Raw genomic sequence first — 17,542 nt, forward strand, 5'->3', positions numbered from 1 at the left:
CGGTCTCCGCGATGGAACCCGTGGAGATCAACGCCGGCGCGTGGTACCTGCGCGCGCTCCGCGACGACGAACGGGTCAGTGACGTCCCCGCGCTCGCCGAGACGGGTCTGCTCGGCACCGCGAGCGGCTCACCCGCGCAGTTCGTGGTCGATGCCGCCTCGTGGTGGGCCGACGAGTCGCGGTTCACCTGGGCGGTCTGCGAACCGACCACCGGTGAGCTGATCGCACTGATCGCGGTCACCACCGACGACCGCCGGCCAGATCACGCGCGCCTGACCTCGGCCCACCGCGCCGATCACACCGAGGCTCTCGCCGTGGGGAGCGCGGCGGTCACCCGTTTCGTCGAGGGCGCACTGGGTCTGACTGTCGACCCTTCGGCCGAACTGTAAGACCTTGGCGTCCGCGAGCGATAGTCGAGGATAGGATCGACCAACCTCCTTCGAAAGGCCTGGACCCTTGTCTCACCGGACCCCGGTTGCCCGTGTGCGCACCGCGCTGCTGACCGCAGCGGCGGCCGCCGCAGTCGTGTTGGCGGGGACGGTCACCGTCCCGACCGCGACCGCAGCCCCGCTCCCCGTTCCCGGCGCGAAGTCGGCGGACGGCTCACAACTCGTCACGGTCACCAAGACCGGTGATCGGCAGCTGAACATCGAGGTCCGTTCGGCCGCGATGAACAAGGTCATCCCGCTCTCGGTCATCCTGCCGAAGGATCGCAGCGCTCCGCGGCCGACCCTCTACCTACTCAACGGCGCAGGCGGCGGCGAGGACGCGGCGACCTGGGAGCGACAGACCGACGTCGTGAAGTTCTTCTCCGACAAGAACGTCAACGTCATCACTCCCAACGCGGGCGCCTACAGCTACTACACCGACTGGGAGCGCACCGACAAGGTGCTCGGCAAGCCGCTGTGGTCGACGTTCCTCGGCAAGGAACTGCCCACCATCATCGACCAGGCGTTCGCGACCACCGGGCGCAACGCCATCGCCGGCATCTCGTCGTCGGCGTCGTCGGTGTTGAACCTGGCCGTCGAACACCCCGGTCTCTACCGCTCGGTCGGCGCCTACAGCGGCTGCGCCGCGTCGTCGAGCCCGGCGGGTCAGGCCTACGTCCGTCTCGTGGTGGAGAGCCGCGGCGGCGCCAACGTGACCAACATGTGGGGTCGCTACCCCGGACCGGGCTGGACGAACCACGATGCCCTGGTGACCGCACCCAAGCTCCGTGGGACGAGCCTCTACATCTCCAGCGGCAGCGGGTTGCCCGGCAAGTACGACAACCAGGCGGACCTGCGCCCGGGTGCCGACCTCGGCTCACAGATCATCCTGGGTGGTCCGATCGAGGCCGCGACCAACGCCTGCACCCATCAGCTCGCCGAGCGCCTGGGCCAGTTGAAGATCCCCGCCACCTTCCACTTCCCCGGCGGCGGCACGCACTCGTGGGGTTACTGGCAGGACGAGCTGCACCGGTCCTGGCCGCAGCTCGGTCGTGCGATCGGCGCCTGAGCGCAGACGTAGAAGACGAGACGACCGCCGGGCCCTGAGGGCTCGGCGGTCGTCTCGTTGGTGAGCGACTACTTCGCGGCCAGCAGGCCCTTCGCGACGTGGGTCACCTGGATCTCGTTGCTGCCCGCGTAGATCATGAGCGACTTGGCGTCGCGGGCGAGCTGTTCGACGCGGTACTCGGCCATGTAGCCGTTGCCGCCGAACAGCTGGACGGCCTCCATGGCCACATCGGTGGCTGCCTTCGACGAGTAGAGCTTCATCGCCGACGCCTCCGACAGGCTGATCGCCTTACCGTCCTTGCCGCGCTCGAGCGCGCTGAAGATCATGTTCTGCACGTTGATCCGCGCGATCTCCATCTCGGCGAGCTTGAGCTGGATGAGCTGGAACTGGCCGATGTTCTTGCCCCACAGGGTGCGGTTGCGGGCGTAGTCGACCGACAGGCGCAGGCACTCGTTGATGATGCCCAGCGACAACGCGGCGATGCCGACCCGCTCGGTGGTGAAGCCGGCCTTCGCGCCCTCGCCGCCCCGCTTGTCCGCGCCGGTGTCCTCGGTCTCGCCGAGCAGACGGTCCTTGGACACGCGCACGTTGTCGAAGAACAGCTCACCGGTGGGCGAGGACATCATGCCCATCTTCTTGAACGCCTTGCCCTGGGTCAGCCCCTCCATGCCTTTGTCGAGCACGAAGGTCAGCACCTTGCGATCGCGGATCGGGGTGCCGTCGCCCTCGTCGAGCTTGGCGAACACCACGATGGTGTCGGCGTACGGGCCGTTGGTGATGAAGGTCTTGTTGCCCTTGAGGATGTAGTCCTCACCGTCGCGCTTGACGGTGGTCTTCATGCCGCCCAACGCATCCGAACCGGAGTCGGGCTCGGTGATGGCCCAGGAGCCGACCTTCTCCAACGTGACGAGTTCGGGGAGCCAGCGCTTCTTCTGCGCCAGGGTGCCCTTCGAGCGGATGGTGCCGATGGTGAGCTGGCAGACGCCCAGCGACGCGATGATGCCGAGGCTGACGCCCGCGAGCTCGGTGTTGAGCAGCATGAACGTGCTGTCGCCCATCCCACCGCTCACCGTGGCCGGCTTCGCGGCCCCGGTCGCCTCGGACTCGAGCTCCTTCTCCAGACCCTCGCGGGCCATCTGGTCGACGCCGAAGGTGGTGTACAGCTTCCGCGCGATGTCGTAGGGCGGGAGCACCCCGGTCTCGAGCTCATCGAGGTGCGGTCGGACCTCTTTGTCGATGAACCCGCGCAGGGCATCGCGGATCATGAGATCTTCTTCGGACCATTCGTACATGGGGCATTCCTCCGGCGCTGATGGCGTCACTGATGGGCATCGATGAAACAAAAAGTGAAACTTGCTTCATTTCTGTGTATCAGAGTGACACCGATCCCCGCCACTGTCCAGTGGCAGGGACACCGTGTGCTCGGAGGCCGGCTCCACCTCGATGGACCAGTAGTCATGCGGGCCGCCGTGGGTGGCGCACGCGATCACGGCCTGCGCCACCGGCATCGAGACGACGAGGATCATCTCGGGGCTGCGGGCCCGGTCGAGCCAATCACCGATGCGCGCAACGAAATCCGCGATGCTCTCTCCGCCGTGGGGCACCGAGGCGACGTCGGTGAACCAGTCACGCAGTTCGCCGACGGGGATGTCCTCTGGTGCGCGACCCTGCCAGCGCCCGAGATCGAGCGAACACAGACCGGCGTCGACGCCTGCGTGGATGCCCAGTAGGTCGGCGGTCTGCACCACCGACGCCTCCGGCCCGCAGAACGCCACACCGACCGACGTGAGACCCGCCGATCCCTCGACGAGCCGGCGGCAGTCGCGCCGGCCGGTCTCGTCGAGGTCGTGGTGTTCTGATCCGAATCTCAGGTCCCGGTTGGGACCGGTCCGTCCGGCGGCGATGACCCGGACGGTCAGCGAAGCGACTCCGCGGCCGCCTGCGTGGTGCGGCGCGTCGCAAGCCGCGTGAGCACGACCGCGAAGACCAGTCCGAGGACCGTCCACAGGATCATCTGATTGGCGATCGAGTAGAAGCGGAACGTACCGACGACGTCACCGGGGAAGCCCGGGAACACGATCGCCCCGTCCGGAGCGGTCAGGGCCGTGGGCACCTCGTCGAAACTCGGCAGCAGCGCCATCGCGACACCGACGATCGCGAGATAGCCGACCGCGGACACGATCAGCGCGTACAGGCCGCCGATGCGAGGCAACAGCCAGAACGCCAGGACCACCGCGGCGATCGCGACGACCAACGACACGAGCGTCATCGTCAGGTAGGACCCGCTGCGCGAGCCGATGGTGTCGTCGTTGCCGACGGCGGGCGGGTTGGCCGGGTACTTGCCGAACGGCACGAGATAGACCGCGATGAACCCGCCGAACGCCAGCAGACCGGCGACGAGACGAGGATCGACGGACGGGTACCGACGACCGACGTAGGCCCACAAAACGGTGAAGATCACCGCGAAGATCGCGCCCATCGCCAGTCCGAAGACGATCGAGCCGACGCCGGCACCGATGTTCTCCTGTATCGAGCGGGTGAAGACCTCGGGGTGCTCGTGGCCTCCATGCCCGCCCGCCAGCATCTCCTCGGCGGCGCTGCGGCCACCCTCGTAATCGATGGCCTTGACCACCTGTGGCTCGATGAAGATCCGAGCGAACACGAACGCGAACAATCCGGCGACCAGACCCGAGATGAGTCCGGCGCCGATGAATTTCTTCTCCATGGAGTTGTCGACTTCCTTCGCTACGACCGGTGGGGTGCTCAGTGGCAGGGGAAACCGAGGAAGTGACGGGCGTCGTGGACGAACTCGTGCACGTGGGTGTCGGCACCGAACATCGAGACGGCGCCCTGGTCGTAGCCGAGGAAGTAGTAGGCCAGTGCCGCGACCGCGGTGGTGGCGGTGAGCCACAGCGCGGTGTTGACCAGCGAGATGTCCGGGGTGTCGAGAACCAGCGAGCCGGGGACGGCCCGGCGGTTCGCGGTGGCGACAGATGCGTTCGACATGGAGCTCCTCAACGGGATTGCGCGTCCCGTGTCGTGGGGGTGATGTGTGCCGTGCGCGGATACCTGACTCGATCACCTCGTCGGCGACCTCACAGTGGCGCGACCGTCCCGGATTCTCACCGGGTTCCCCGCGCACAGCTCGCATGACTGTATTGCCGACCATCACCGCTGGTCAATACGCATCGCCCGGCGAGACGGCGGAGTTGTCACAGGTGTGGTGGATCATGGACCGATGACCACCACCGTCGCTGCCGACGTGCTCGCGCGGTTCAGCGCGCCCACCCGCGACTGGTTCACCGGTGCGTTCACGGCCCCGACCCCGGCTCAGATCGGTGCGTGGAACGCCATCGCCGACGGCGCCCACACCCTGGTGGTGGCCCCGACCGGATCCGGCAAGACCCTCTCGGCGTTCCTCTGGGCGCTCGACCGCCTCGCATCCGAACACGCCGCTCCGACACCGGGTGCGCCCGACGCTCCCTCCCGCACGGGTACCACCGTGCTCTACATATCCCCACTCAAGGCCCTCGCGGTCGACGTCGAGCGCAACCTCCGGGCACCGTTGGCCGGGATCACCCGGTCGGCGGTCGCCCTGGGGCTGCCCGCGCCGGACATCACCGTCGGCGTGCGATCGGGCGACACCCCCACCGCGCAGCGCCGCCTGCTGCTGCGCACCCCGCCCGACATCCTCATCACCACGCCCGAGTCGTTGTTCCTGATGCTGACGTCGTCGGCGCGCGAGACGCTGACGTCGGTACACACCGTCATCGTCGACGAGGTGCACGCCGTCGCGGCCACCAAGCGGGGCACACATCTCGCGTTGTCCCTCGAACGGCTCGACGACCTGCTGGCCGCCCCGGTCCAGCGGATCGGGTTGTCGGCCACGGTCCGCCCGGCCGACCGCGTCGCCGGGTTCCTGGCCGGGGCCGCACCGTGCACGATCGTCTCGCCGCCCGCGGCCAAGACGTTCGATCTGCAGGTCGACGTCCCGGTCCCGGACATGGCCAACATCCCCGCTCCGCCCGGCGTCGGGGAGTTCGACGACGAGACCGCGCCCACGGCGGGATCGCTGTGGCCCTACGTCGAGAACGGCATCGTCGACCTGGTCGAGAAGAACCGGTCCACCATCGTCTTCACCAACTCGCGACGGTTGTCCGAGCGGCTCACCGCGCGGCTCAACGAGATCCACGCCGAGCGGATCGGCGATCCGGCGGAGAAAGGCCCGAACACGTCGGTGCCCGGCGGGGCGCCCGCCTATGTCATGGGCAGCGGCGCCAGCTCCGGCGCCGAACCGCTGCTGGCCCGCTCCCACCACGGGTCGGTGTCGAAGGAACAGCGCGCACTCATCGAGGACGACCTCAAGGCCGGCCGGTTGCGCTGCGTCGTGGCGACCAGCTCGCTGGAACTCGGTATCGACATGGGTGCGGTCGATCTCGTGATCCAGGTGGAGACACCCCCGTCGGTGGCCAGCGGGCTGCAGCGGGTGGGTCGCGCCGGTCACCAGGTCGGCGAGATCAGCAAGGGGGTGCTGTTCCCCAAGCACCGGGCCGATCTCATCCACAGCACGGTCGCGGTCTCCCGCATGCGCGACGGGCTGATCGAGGAGATCGCGATACCGGCCAACCCGCTCGACATCCTCGCCCAGCACACCGTGGCGGCGAGCGCCGTCGACGTGCTCGACGTCGAGGCGTGGTTCGAGACGGTGCGCCGCGCCGCGCCGTATCGGACGCTGCCCCGGTCGGCGTACGAGGCGACCCTCGACCTGCTGTCGGGGCGCTACCCGTCCGACGAGTTCGCCGAGCTGCGGCCCCGCGTCGTCTGGGATCGCGACGCGTCGACGATCTCCGGCCGGCCGGGCGCGCAACGTCTCGCCGTGACCTCGGGCGGTTCGATCCCCGATCGCGGCATGTTCGCCGTGTTCATGGTCGGCGAGAAGGGCACGCGCGTCGGCGAACTCGACGAGGAGATGGTGTACGAGTCCCGCGTGGGCGACGTGTTCGCGCTCGGCGCCTCGAGCTGGCGCATCGAGGACATCACCCACGACCGGGTGCTGGTCTCGCCCGCATACGGCCAACCCGGCCGACTCCCCTTCTGGATCGGCGACGCGGTCGGTCGGCCCAGCGAACTCGGTGCAGCCATCGGCAAGTTCATGGGCGAGATCGCCGACGACCTCAGTTCGGGCACGTCGACCGTGCTCGAGGACCGCGCACGCGAGCTCGGTCTGACCGACTACGCGCGGGACAACCTCCGGACGCTGGTCGCCGAACAGCGCGACGCGACCGGGCACCTGCCCACCGACCGCACCCTGGTCGTCGAGCGCTTCCGCGACGAACTCGGCGACTGGCGCGTGATCCTGCACTCGCCCTACGGATTGCGTGTCCACGCTCCGTGGGCCAGTGCCATCGGCGCGCGTCTGCGCGATCGTCTCGGACTCGACGGCGCCACCACCGCCTCCGACGACGGAATCATCGTGCGTCTGCCCGACACCGACGACGATCCGCCCGGCGCGTCGCTGTTCGTGATCGACCCCGACGAGATCGAGGACATCGTCACCGAGGAGCTGGGTGGGTCGGCGATGTTCGCGAGCCGGTTCCGCGAGTGCGCGGCGCGCGCGCTCCTGCTCCCCCGCCGCAACCCCGGCAAGCGCGCCCCCCTGTGGCAGCAGCGCCAACGCAGCGCCCAGCTGCTCTCCGTCGCAGCCAAGTTCCCGCAGTTCCCGATCATCCTCGAGACGATGCGCGAGTGCCTGCAGGACGTCTACGACCTGCCCGCGCTCACCGACCTGCTCACCGGGATCTCGACGCGGAAGATCCGCATCGTCGAGACGGAGACCGACTCCCCATCCCCTCTGGCGGCGTCGCTGCTGTTCGGCTACGTCGGTGCGTTCATGTACGCCGACGACGCCCCGCTGGCCGAACGGCGTGCAGCGGCGCTGTCGTTGGACACCGCCCTGTTGGCCCAGCTCCTCGGGCGAGTGGACCTGCGCGAGTTGCTCGACCCCGCGGTCATCTCCGATGTCGAGACCAAGCTGCAGCGCACCCACCCCGATCGCCGCGCGCACGACGCCGAGGGCATCGCCGACCTGCTGCGCTGGCTCGGGCCGCTCACCGACGAGCAGATCGCCGAGCGGTTCACCCTCACCGACTCCCCCGCCACCCCACGCGAGCTGGTCGAGAACCTGCAGCTGACCAACCGGGTCATCTCGGTCAACCACGCCGGCGCGGTGCTGTGGGCGGCCATCGAGGACACCGCCCGTCTGCGCGACGCGCTCGGGATCCCGGCGCCGCTCGGCGTCCCGGCCGCGTTCAGCGAACCGGTGCCCGACCCCGTCGGCGATCTCGTCGGCCGCTTCGCCCGCACCCACGGGCCGTTCACGGTGGCCGAGGCCTCGTCCTCGATCGGCATCCCGGTCGCGGTCGTCCGGGACACGTTGCGCAGGTTGGCATCCGAACGCCGCGTCATCGAGGGCGACTTCCGTCCGGAGCCGGCCGACGCCACACCCGACGCACAGCAGTGGTGCAACACCGAGGTGCTCGCACAGATCCGCCGGGGTTCGCTGGCCGCGAGTCGCGCCGAGATCGCCCCGGTCTCGGTCGACGCCTTCTCCCGGTTCCTGCTCGACTGGCAGCATCTGCGCCCCGCCGATTCGCAGGCGAGCGAGTCCCGCAAGCCCCTGCGCGGCGCCGACGGCGTCGCCACCGTGATCGACCAACTCGCCGGGGTACCGATCCCGGCGTCGGCGTGGGAGTCGTTGATCCTGCCCGCCCGGGTCGCCGACTACCGGGCGGGGATGCTCGACGAACTCATGGCGGGTGGCGAGGTGGCCTGGGCCGGACACGGCCGGCTCGGTACCGCCGACGGCTGGATCAGCCTGCACCCCACCGACCTCGCACCCCTGACCCTGCCCGAACCCGCCGAGATCGACATCACCGAGGTCCACCGCGGGCTGCTCGGACACCTCGAACACGGCGGTGCCTACCAGTTCCGACAGCTGGCCCCGGCGAGCGCCGACGACGGTCCCGTGCCCGACGACGCCGATCTCGAGCGCGCCCTGTGGGATCTGGTGTGGGCCGGTCAGATCAGCAACGACACCTTCGCGCCCGTGCGGGCGCTGCTCAGTCCACGGAAGTCGCCGGGTACGCCGCGCGGTACCCCCGCGCACCGCAGCCGCGGCCGGGCACCGCGCCTGCGGGGGCACCGTCTGTCCACCCGGTACCTCAGCGAGTCGCAGATGTCATTGCGTCAGACGCCTCCCACCGTCGCCGGTCGGTGGTTCGCCCTCGATGCCCGCGTCGACGACCCGACGGTGTCGACGCACGGGATCTGCGAGCAGTTGCTCGAGCGGTACGGCGTGGTCACCAAGGGGTCGGTCAGCAACGAGGGCGTGCTGGGTGGATTCGCGCGGATCTACAAGGCGCTCAGCGGTTTCGAGGACAGCGGTAAGGTCCGCCGCGGGTACTACATCGACGGTCTCGGCGGCGCCCAGTTCGCGGCGACCGGCACCGTCGACGCGTTGCGCGAGCACACCGAGGACGCGACCGACGATCGCACCGGCCCGCAGAACGCGACCGTGCTCGCCGCAACCGATCCCGCCAACCCGTTCGGCGCGGCGTTGACGTGGCCGGAGTCGACGAACACCGAGAACGCCGGGCACCGCCCCGGACGGAAACCAGGTGCTCTGGTGGTGCTCGTCGACGGGCGCCTGACCCTGTTCGTCGAGCGGGGCGGTAAGACGGTCCTGACCTTCGGCGACCGTGCCGCCGACCTCGTACCCGCGGCCACCGCACTCGCGGCGACCGTACGGTCCGGTGGCGTCAGCCGGTTGTTGATCGAACGTGTCGACGGCGATCCGATCTTCGGCACCGATCTCGCCACCGCACTCACCGAGTCGGGGTTCACGGCCACACCGCGGGGCATCCGACTCCGGCACATGGTGCGCTGAGGTGCCCGAGGGCGACTCCGTGTACCAGGCCGCCGCACGCGTTCGTACAGCGTTCGAGGGCAAGGTGATCGCGCACTGCCAGTTCCGCGTTCCGCGGTTCGCGACGGTGGATCTGAGCGGGCGGACGGTCGAATCGGTGCGCTCGGTGGGCAAGCACCATCTGATCGACGTCGGCGACGACCTCTCGATCCACACCCACCTGAAGATGGAGGGGGCGTGGCACGTCCACCCGATCGGGACGAAGTGGCGTCGCCCCGCCTTCCACGCACGGCTGGTGCTGCGCACCGACACCCACGAGGCGGTCGCCTTCGAGATGGGGATCTGCGAGATGCTCACCGACGCCGACGGCGCGTTGGCCTACATCGGCCCCGACCTGCTCGGCCCCACCTGGGACACCGACGTCGCCGTCGCCAACCTCATGCGCGACCCCGATCGACCCATCGGTCTCGCGCTGCTCGACCAGCATCTGATGGCGGGCGTCGGCAACGTCTTCCGCTGCGAGGCCTGCTTCCTGCGCGGGGTGGACCCGCGCAGGAAAGTGGCCGACGTGGACATCCCTGCAATGGTCGACCTGTGTCACAGGCTGTTGCAGGCCAACCGTTCCCGCATCCGCACGACGACCGGCGTGAACGTGAACGGCAAGCGCTACTACGTCTACGGACGCGGACGGAAGCCGTGCTTCCGGTGCGGTACGCCCATCAGCCGGGACTTCCTGGGTGAGGACGACAGCGAGGAACGGGTCCTCTACCACTGCACCCGCTGTCAGACCTGAGTCGACGGTCGGGAATACCCGCTCCTCGGGCGGCCTTGGATGTCCCATGAGACTCAACGACTCGGCGCGCGCACTGGTCGGATCCGGCGCCGACGCGACCCTCGTGACTTTGAACCCCGACGGCGGCCCGCAGGTGTCGGTCGTCTGGGTGGCGCTGCGCTCGACGCCCGAGGGCGACGAGCTGCTCACTGCCCACCTGGGGGTGTATCAGAAGGTGCGCAACGTCCGCCGTGACCCGCGCGTCGCAGTCACCATCGTGGGATCAGACCCTGCGGCCCTCATGACGCCCTACCTGGCGATCAACGGCACAGCCGACATCATCGAGGGCGGTGCGCCGGAGTTGCTGTCCGACCTCGCGGCCTCGCTCGCACCTGCCGGCTCCGGCTTCCCGCCGCAGGACGCGCCGCCCGGATACATCACCCGCATCCGGATCGAGAAGGTCGGCGGCGTCGGCCCCTGGAAGGACTGAGCCGGCCGTACCGGCTGCCCTACCCTGGGCTCATGCCCTCCGATCAGCACTGGACCCCGGCTCGCCTCGGCGATCGCACCGGTCAACGCATCATCGTCACCGGCGCGACGAACGGTGTCGGACTCGCAACCGCCCACGCTCTCGCCGGCGCAGGCGCGCACGTCATCCTCGCGGTCCGCAACACCGAACTGGGTGCGCAGCGGGCCACCGAGATCGGCGGGTCCACCGAGGTAGCGCACATCGACCTCTCGCATCTGGCGTCGGTGCGGGCATTCGCCGAGCGGCTCGACGACGACGTCGACATCCTGATCAACAACGCCGGGCTCGTCTCGCAGAACCGGGAGGAGACCGCCGACGGGTTCGAGAAGACGATCGGGACCAACTTCCTCGGACCGTTCGCGCTCACCAACCTCATTCTCCCCCGCGTCCGTTCGCAGATCATCAACGTCGGGTCCGACGCCCACAAGCAAGCCACCATTCGTCTCGACGACCTGCACCTGACGTCGCGGAAGTGGAACATCATGGGCGCCTACTCACGGTCGAAGCTCGCCGTGATGCTCTGGGGGCTCGAACTCGACCGTCGCCTGCGCGAATCGGGGTCGCCGGTGACCTCCCAGCTGACGCACCCGGGATGGGTCGCCTCCAACATCTCGAACGTCTCCGACACCCCGTTGATGTCGACCTTCCACAAGGGTGTCCAGGTGGTCGCCAACCGTTTCGCCAACGACATCGACGCCGGCGCCGGCCCCACCCTCTACTGCCTCAGCGAGCCCATCCCGCCGGGCAGCTACGTCGGCATCGACAGCCGTTTCGGCTACAAGGGTGGCCCCACTCTGGCCGGGCGAACCGGCAACGCCTGCGATTTCGCCGCCGCCCGGCAACTGTGGGAGATGGCCGAGAGCCAGACCGGTACGTCGTGGCCGCTTAGCTGATCCACACCGCGTTCAGCGGAACGTTTTTGTCGGTGCCCGTCGGTATTCTTCCCCAGTAGATTCATCACATCCGGGGAGGGATGGCAATGGATTTCGTGGACATGTCAGACGGGGAACTCGAGGACACGGTCATCGGTCACGCCGGCCAGCTGGCCGCACAGACCTGCACGTTCCTGGATGCGCTGCGGGAGTTCGACACCCGGGGCGCGTGGAACGGCGTCAACATCCGGTCGTGCGCACAGTGGTTGTCGTGGAAGACCGGATTGTCGCGACGCACCGCGCAGGATCAGTTGCGCGTCGCCCATGCGCTCGCCGGCCTCCCACACCTGCACGACGCATTCGCGCACGGGCGGCTGTCCTATTCGAAGGTGCGCGCCGTCTCACGCGTGGCCACCGCCGACAGCGAACCCGAACTGGTCGACATCGCTCTGTCGTCGACCGCCGAACAGGTCGAACGTCTCTGCCGTGGACTGCGCACCATCAACCGGCGCGGGGCACCCGACGCCGCGCCCGCCGAATCCACGGCCGGGTGGAACTGGGACGACGACGGGACCTTACGAGTGTCGATGCGGCTCAACCCGGTCGACGGCGCACGGTTCCTTGCCGGCGTCGTGCGCAGCGACTACGAACGGACCCGCACCGTCGACGATCCCGATGTACCGGAATCGCCGGGATCGCCGGACGACTCGGGCCTGCCCACCGATCTGTGGCGAAACGTCCCGTCGAACATCGCGCCTGCGGTCACTGCGATGTCCGACATCGCCTGCGACATGATCGACGTCCCCGAAACCGCCCCCGGCGCCGAGGTGTTGATCGTGGAGGACTCCGCCACCGGCGACGCGCACATCGACGACGGCCCACCGCTCGACACCCACGAGCGTGACGAGGCCCGCTGCGACGCCATCGTTCGCGCGGTGCGCGTGCAGCAGGGCGCCGTGCTGGCCTGGGGACGCCGACGCCGCACACCCAGCCCGGCACAGATCCGGGCGGTCTTCATGCGGGACCGCTGCTGCACGATGCCCGGCTGTGGCCGCACCCGATTCCTACACGTCCACCACGTCACCTTCTGGTCACACGGTGGGACCACGAATCTCGACGACCTCGTGCTGCTGGGCGAGCACCACCGTCGGCTGCACCGCGACGAATTCAGCATCGTCCCCACTGCGCCGCAACAGTTCGAGTTCCACACTGCCGCAGGCGACCTCATCGAGGTGGCGCCACCGATCGCCGCAGAACCCCGGTTCCGCCCCGACCGCACCATAGCTCCGGCAGCCATCGTGCCCAACTGGGGCGGCGAGAAGCTCGACCTGTCCTACGCCACGGATGTCCTCACCCACATCTGGGCGCTGCGCGCGCGGGAGAAAGCCGCGGACACCACACCGGCAGATGCGATGGCCGCCTGATCAGTTCGCGGCAGCACTGAGCCGGGCGCCCAGTTCGGCGATCGTGTCCATGCGCCCCCGCGTCGGTGCCCACGGCAGGGTCAGGCGATCTCTGGTCTTGTCGACATACCACGGGATGACGTGCAGATGGAAATGGAACACGGTCTGCCACGCGTCGGCCCCGCAGCAGTTGAGCAGGTTGACGCCGTCGGCACCGAGTTCTCGGACGGCCACCTCGGCGATGCGCTGAGCCGACAGAGTCACCGCGGTCAGGTCCTCGGCCGGGATGTCGAGCAGATCGGTGCTGTGCCGCTTCGGTATCACCAGCAGGTGCCCGTCGGACGCCGGGTTGATGTCCATGAACGCAAGGCTCGTATCGTCCTCGGCCACCGTCACACTCGGACTGTCACCGGCGACGATGTCGCAGAACACGCACTGTTTGCTCATCTCCTGACACTAGGTCAGGTGCGTTCCGCGGAACGCACGACGGCGCCGCGCCGACGGGCCCCACGTTTGCCGGAACGGCAACACTGCTGGCGCCGGGTACGTCTCGTCCGACAGGCTGCACCCATGACGGATGCACAGACGGTCGCTGCGGAGTGGGACGAACGCTTCAGCAGTTCCGAACAGTTGTTCAGCGGTCGACCCAACGGGTCCCTGGTCGCCGAGGTCGGCGAACTGCCCGATGGCCGGGCCCTCGACGTGGGTTGCGGTGAGGGCGCCGACGCGATCTGGTTGGCGCAGCAGGGCTGGACGGTCACCGCACTCGACGTGTCCCGCGTGGCCCTCGACCGCGGTGCCGAGGCCGCCCGGCAGGCGGGGGTCGAGGTGACGTGGCGCCTGTCCGACCTCTCCGGACTGGCGGAGTCCGATCAGTTCGACCTGGTGACGGTGCACTACCCGGCGCTGCCCAGCTCCCCCGATCGCCGAGCCGAGCACGCCCTGATGGCAGCGGTGGCACCGGGAGGACTCCTCCTCGTCGTCCACCACGCCGACATGGACGCCGAGACGGCACGGGCGCACGGCTTCGACCCCGCCGACTACGTGGGGACCACCGACATGGTTTGCGCGCTCCTGCAGGGTGACTGGCTCGTCGAGCTGGACACCCGGCGGCCCCGCGACGTGGCCGCCGGGGGCGGACGCCACACCCACGACGTCGTGCTGCGGGCACGACACGCCTGACGGCTCGGCGGAACTCAGCCGAGCGACGCCGCCAGGTGGGCCACCGCCCGGTCGATGTCGTCGGGCGCGAGGGCGGCGAAGCTGAGTCGTAGACAGTCACCAGCGTCTCGGGAGACCGCGAACGCCGAACCCGGGACGTAGGCCACGCCGTGGGCGACGGCCGTGTCGAGCAGAGCGGTCGTGTCGACCCCGGGCAGTCGAACCCAGCAGAACATGCCGCCCTCCGGCGCGGTGAACTCCGCCGCCGATCCGAGGTGCATCGTGAGTGCATCGACCAGTGCAGCGGCGCGCACACGGTACGCGTCGCGGATGACGGCGACGTGGCCGTCGAGCCACGCGTCGTCGCCCAGCAGATCGGCCACCATCGACTGGGTGAACGTCGAGCCGCACAGATCGGCGCCCTGGCGCAGGCGCTCGACGAGCGCGATCACCGCCGTCGGCGCCACGCACCATCCGACGCGCAGTGCCGGCGCGAGGATCTTGGACACGGTGCCCAGGCTGATGACGCGGTCACCGAAGTCTCGCCACGGGGTCGGTTCTGTTCCCCGGAAACGCAAGCGGCCGTACGGGTTGTCGTCGATGATCCAGAAACCGTAGCGCTCGGCGAGGCGGGCGAGGTGGGCTCGTCTCCCGTCGTCTGCGGTCACGCCGCCCGGGTTGTGAAAAGAGCTGACGGTGTGGACGATCACCGGACGCGCTCCGGCCGCGCACCACTGCTCGAGCAGGTCGGTGTCGATGCCGCTGCCGGTCAGCGGCAGACCCCGGACGTCGGCGCGCACCGACTGGAACACCTGCAGCGCACCGACATACACCGGGTCGTCGACAACGACGAGATCGCCGGGATCGAGGAGTGCATGCGCGAGCAGGAACAGCGCCTGCTGCGACCCGTGGGTGATCAGGATCTGCTCGGGACGGTCGATCCCCTCGTACCGCGCGACGGCGTCGCGACACTCACGCAGACCGGCACTGACCGTGTATTGCAGGAGGTCCCGATCACCGACCGCGCGTTGTGCGGCCACGGCGATCCGCTCCTGCGGGATCAACTCGGTGGCGGGCAGACCACCGGCCATGCTGAGGACGTCGGGGCGCTCGGTGAGGCTGAGCAGGTCGCGGATCGCCGAACCGCGGACGTTGGACAGGGCGGCGGACGGGGTGACGGGTGCGGACACGTGGGACTCCAGGGAAGTACGAGGTGAGTCGGTGATACGTGTGGTCACCAGATGACGGGGGATGTCCCGTCGCTCACGCTACGCCCCGCATTCCACAGGGTGAAAGCGGTTTCCCAGATGTCGGGACAGGTCAGTCCAGGTCGTCGTGGCGGATCAGCTGTCGCGCCGCCTCGGTCACCGACCCGGTGAGCGAGGGGTAGACCGAGAAGGTCTGGGCCAGGTCGTTGACCATCAGCTTGTTCTGAACCGCAAGCGCGATCGGCAGGATCAGCTCTGATGCGTTGGGGGCCACCACGACTCCTCCGATGACCACACCGGTGGCCGGGCGGCAGAAGATCTTCACGAAGCCTCGGCGCAGCCCGCTCATCTTGGCCCGCGGGTTCGTCGACAGCGGCAGCATCACGGTGCGGGCCGGGTACTCGCCGTCGTCGATGGCCTGCTGGCTGACGCCGACAGTGGCGATCTCGGGGCGCGTGAAGATCGCCGACGCGACGGTCTTGAGCTTGATGGGTACGACACCCTCGCCGAGCGCGTGGTACATCGCGATGCGCCCCTGCATGGCCGCCACCGACGCCAGCGGCAACAGCCCGGTGCAGTCGCCGGCGGCGTAGATGCCGGGCACCGTGGTCCGCGAGACCCGGTCGACGGTGAGGTAGCCGCCCTTCGACAGCTCGATGCCGACGTTCTCCAGTCCGAGGCCCCCGGTGTTGGGCACCGATCCGACCGTCATCAACACGTGCGATCCCGAGACGACCTTGCCGTCGGCGAGATGCACGTCGACACCATCGTCGGTGCGACGAACCGCGTCGGCGCGAGCGTGCTTGATCAGCGTGACACCGCGTTCGGCGAGGACGTCCTCGAGCACGAGCGCGGCGTCCTCGTCCTCACCCGGCAGCACACGGTCGCGGCTCGAGACCAGCGTGACCCGCACACCGAGCTCGGTGTAGGCGTGCACGAACTCCGCGCCGGTGACACCGGAACCGACCACCACGAGGTGCTCGGGCAGTTCCTCGAGGTCGTAGAGCTGACGCCAGGTGAGGATGCGTTCCCCGTCCGGCTGCGCGTCGGGCAGCACGCGCGGTGAGGCGCCCGTCGCGATCAGGACGACGTCGGCGTCGATGGTGATCTCGGGATCGGGTTCCACACCGTCGGCGCGTTCGCCGACCGGCGTGACGATCACCCGGTGCGTCGACATGCCGATCTCGGCGTCGCCCAGGTGTGCGCGGCCCGCGACCAGGTGGACGCCCTCGCTGACCAGTCGGGACCGGATGTCGGCGGATTGCGCGAAGGCGAGGTCGCGGACCCGCTGATGGATCTGCGGCAGCGACACCAGCGCGTCGTCGTGATGCAGGTTGATGCCCAGGTCGACCGCTCGACGCACCTCGGTGCGGATGCCGGTCGAGGCGATGAAGGTCTTCGACGGGACGCAATCCCACAGCACGCACGCGCCGCCGATCCCGTCCGAGTCGACAACCGTCACGTCCGCGCCGTAGGCGGTCGCGGCGAGCGCGGCCTCGTATCCCGCGGGCCCGCCGCCGATGATCGCGATCCTGGTCACTGCTGACATCACTCCTGTGGTTGTGAGTTCGTGGTCGGCCCGTCTTGTGGACATGCCTCGCGAGGAAACGCTAGTCGATCCATGACCGACTTCGCCGACCGCGCTCTCACATGGCCACCGGGGCTCATCTAGGCTTTCGCCGTGCCGATATACGCCGCCTACGGCTCCAACATGCACCCGGACCAGATGATGGAACGGGCCCCGCACTCACCCATGTCGGGTACGGGTTGGCTCAACGGCTGGCGGCTGACGTTCGGCGGCGGTGACATCGGCTGGGAGGGCGCTCTCGCCACCGTCACCGAGGACCCCGACAACCCCGACGCGCGCGTGTTCGTCGTCCTCTACGACGTCACCTCCGAGGACGAACTGACCCTGGACAGCTGGGAGGGATCCGAGCTCGGGATCCACCGCAAGATCCGCGCCCGGGTGCACACCGACGACGGCGCGGTCCTGGCGTGGCTCTACGTGCTCGACGCCTTCGAGGGTGGACTGCCCTCGGCGCGCTACCTCGGCGTGATGTCGGAGGCCGCGGAGATCGCGGGCGCTCCGGCCGACTACGTGCACGCGCTGCGTGTCCGCGACGCCCGCAACGTGGGGCCCGGCCCCGGCGACACGCTCGACACCTGAGTCGCCTGC

General features: G+C 69.0%; 16 protein-coding genes and 1 riboswitch. Of the genes, 9 read left to right on the forward strand and 7 right to left on the reverse strand.

Annotated elements, in window-relative coordinates; genetic code table 11:
• The first annotated feature begins 11 nt into the window (after positions 1–11).
• Complete coding sequence (locus tag LX13_RS00540; RefSeq protein ID WP_253659378.1) at positions 12–389, forward strand: hypothetical protein; 378 nt, start codon at positions 12–14, stop codon at positions 387–389.
• A gap of 94 nt (positions 390–483) precedes the next feature.
• Positions 484–1,497 carry an alpha/beta hydrolase gene (locus LX13_RS00545; protein WP_372499768.1) on the forward strand — a complete coding sequence of 338 codons (1,014 nt, stop codon included), beginning with the start codon at positions 484–486 and terminating at the stop codon, positions 1,495–1,497.
• Between the two features lie 68 nt (positions 1,498–1,565).
• Here LX13_RS00545 and LX13_RS00550 read toward each other — a convergent pair whose 3' ends face one another.
• The 4 genes from LX13_RS00550 to LX13_RS00565 all read right to left on the reverse strand — a co-directional run bounded on the left by LX13_RS00550 (position 1,566) and on the right by LX13_RS00565 (position 4,503).
• Complete coding sequence (locus tag LX13_RS00550; RefSeq protein WP_253659379.1) at positions 1,566–2,789, reverse strand: acyl-CoA dehydrogenase family protein; 1,224 nt, start codon at positions 2,787–2,789, stop codon at positions 1,566–1,568.
• 66 nt (positions 2,790–2,855) lie between these two features.
• Positions 2,856–3,503, reverse strand: coding sequence for a histidine phosphatase family protein (locus LX13_RS00555; RefSeq protein ID WP_253659380.1), 648 nt, complete (start codon positions 3,501–3,503; stop codon positions 2,856–2,858).
• Complete coding sequence (locus LX13_RS00560) at positions 3,413–4,222, reverse strand: CbtA family protein (protein WP_253659381.1); 810 nt, start codon at positions 4,220–4,222, stop codon at positions 3,413–3,415. The genes LX13_RS00555 and LX13_RS00560 overlap by 91 nt, the downstream gene beginning before the upstream one ends.
• A gap of 38 nt (positions 4,223–4,260) precedes the next feature.
• Complete coding sequence (locus LX13_RS00565) at positions 4,261–4,503, reverse strand: CbtB domain-containing protein (RefSeq protein ID WP_253659382.1); 243 nt, start codon at positions 4,501–4,503, stop codon at positions 4,261–4,263.
• Between the two features lies 1 nt (position 4,504).
• Positions 4,505–4,658: riboswitch (adenosylcobalamin (AdoCbl) riboswitch) on the reverse strand.
• Between the two features lie 77 nt (positions 4,659–4,735).
• Here LX13_RS00565 and LX13_RS00570 point away from each other — a divergent pair.
• From LX13_RS00570 to LX13_RS00590, 5 genes are all read left to right on the forward strand, one after another.
• Entirely contained in the window at positions 4,736–9,442 is a 4,707-nt protein-coding gene (locus tag LX13_RS00570; RefSeq protein ID WP_253659383.1) for an ATP-dependent helicase, read from the forward strand.
• Position 9,443: 1 nt separating this feature from the next.
• Positions 9,444–10,214 (forward strand): DNA-formamidopyrimidine glycosylase family protein, encoded by a 771-nt coding sequence (locus LX13_RS00575; RefSeq protein ID WP_253659384.1) that lies wholly within the window; start codon positions 9,444–9,446, stop codon positions 10,212–10,214.
• A gap of 46 nt (positions 10,215–10,260) precedes the next feature.
• Positions 10,261–10,683 (forward strand): TIGR03618 family F420-dependent PPOX class oxidoreductase, encoded by a 423-nt coding sequence (locus LX13_RS00580; protein WP_253659385.1) that lies wholly within the window; start codon positions 10,261–10,263, stop codon positions 10,681–10,683.
• Between the two features lie 32 nt (positions 10,684–10,715).
• Positions 10,716–11,615, forward strand: coding sequence for an SDR family NAD(P)-dependent oxidoreductase (locus tag LX13_RS00585; protein WP_253659386.1), 900 nt, complete (start codon positions 10,716–10,718; stop codon positions 11,613–11,615).
• 86 nt (positions 11,616–11,701) lie between these two features.
• Positions 11,702–13,018, forward strand: coding sequence for an HNH endonuclease signature motif containing protein (locus LX13_RS00590; protein WP_253659387.1), 1,317 nt, complete (start codon positions 11,702–11,704; stop codon positions 13,016–13,018).
• Here the strand turns inward: LX13_RS00590 and LX13_RS00595 are convergent, their stop codons facing one another.
• Entirely contained in the window at positions 13,019–13,444 is a 426-nt protein-coding gene (locus tag LX13_RS00595; RefSeq protein ID WP_253659388.1) for an HIT family protein, read from the reverse strand.
• Between the two features lie 123 nt (positions 13,445–13,567).
• Between LX13_RS00595 and LX13_RS00600 the strand changes: the two genes are divergently transcribed.
• On the forward strand, positions 13,568–14,179 hold the full coding sequence (locus tag LX13_RS00600) for a class I SAM-dependent methyltransferase (protein WP_253659389.1): 612 nt from the start codon (positions 13,568–13,570) through the stop codon (positions 14,177–14,179).
• A gap of 14 nt (positions 14,180–14,193) precedes the next feature.
• On the opposite strand, the gene LX13_RS00605 is transcribed toward LX13_RS00600, so the two are convergent.
• Together LX13_RS00605 and LX13_RS00610 are read right to left on the reverse strand one after the other, a co-directional pair.
• Positions 14,194–15,348, reverse strand: a complete 1,155-nt coding sequence (locus LX13_RS00605) for an aminotransferase-like domain-containing protein (protein WP_253659390.1) — start codon at positions 15,346–15,348, stop codon at positions 14,194–14,196.
• Positions 15,349–15,478: 130 nt separating this feature from the next.
• Positions 15,479–16,906: an NAD(P)H-quinone dehydrogenase gene (locus LX13_RS00610; protein ID WP_253659391.1), complete on the reverse strand. Its 1,428-nt coding sequence runs from the start codon at positions 16,904–16,906 to the stop codon at positions 15,479–15,481.
• 141 nt (positions 16,907–17,047) lie between these two features.
• Here LX13_RS00610 and LX13_RS00615 point away from each other — a divergent pair, with 141 nt between their 5' ends.
• Positions 17,048–17,533: a gamma-glutamylcyclotransferase family protein gene (locus tag LX13_RS00615; protein WP_253659392.1), complete on the forward strand. Its 486-nt coding sequence runs from the start codon at positions 17,048–17,050 to the stop codon at positions 17,531–17,533.
• Positions 17,534–17,542: the final 9 nt, after the last annotated feature.

Origin of the sequence: Williamsia maris, assembly GCF_024171815.1 — a bacterium.
Taxonomy (GTDB): domain Bacteria; phylum Actinomycetota; class Actinomycetes; order Mycobacteriales; family Mycobacteriaceae; genus Williamsia_A; species Williamsia_A maris.

Excerpts from the sequence above, each read along its gene's own strand:
- LX13_RS00540 (WP_253659378.1), top strand. The coding sequence starts at position 12 with ATGGAACCCGTGGAGATCAACGCCGGCGCGTGGTACCTGCGCGCGCTC.
- LX13_RS00550 (WP_253659379.1), bottom strand. The coding sequence starts at position 2,789 with ATGTACGAATGGTCCGAAGAAGATCTCATGATCCGCGATGCCCTGCGC.
- LX13_RS00560 (WP_253659381.1), bottom strand. The coding sequence starts at position 4,222 with ATGGAGAAGAAATTCATCGGCGCCGGACTCATCTCGGGTCTGGTCGCC.
- LX13_RS00565 (WP_253659382.1), bottom strand. The coding sequence starts at position 4,503 with ATGTCGAACGCATCTGTCGCCACCGCGAACCGCCGGGCCGTCCCCGGC.
- LX13_RS00570 (WP_253659383.1), top strand. The coding sequence starts at position 4,736 with ATGACCACCACCGTCGCTGCCGACGTGCTCGCGCGGTTCAGCGCGCCC.
- LX13_RS00580 (WP_253659385.1), top strand. The coding sequence starts at position 10,261 with ATGAGACTCAACGACTCGGCGCGCGCACTGGTCGGATCCGGCGCCGAC.
- LX13_RS00585 (WP_253659386.1), top strand. The coding sequence starts at position 10,716 with ATGCCCTCCGATCAGCACTGGACCCCGGCTCGCCTCGGCGATCGCACC.
- LX13_RS00590 (WP_253659387.1), top strand. The coding sequence starts at position 11,702 with ATGGATTTCGTGGACATGTCAGACGGGGAACTCGAGGACACGGTCATC.
- LX13_RS00595 (WP_253659388.1), bottom strand. The coding sequence starts at position 13,444 with ATGAGCAAACAGTGCGTGTTCTGCGACATCGTCGCCGGTGACAGTCCG.
- LX13_RS00600 (WP_253659389.1), top strand. The coding sequence starts at position 13,568 with ATGACGGATGCACAGACGGTCGCTGCGGAGTGGGACGAACGCTTCAGC.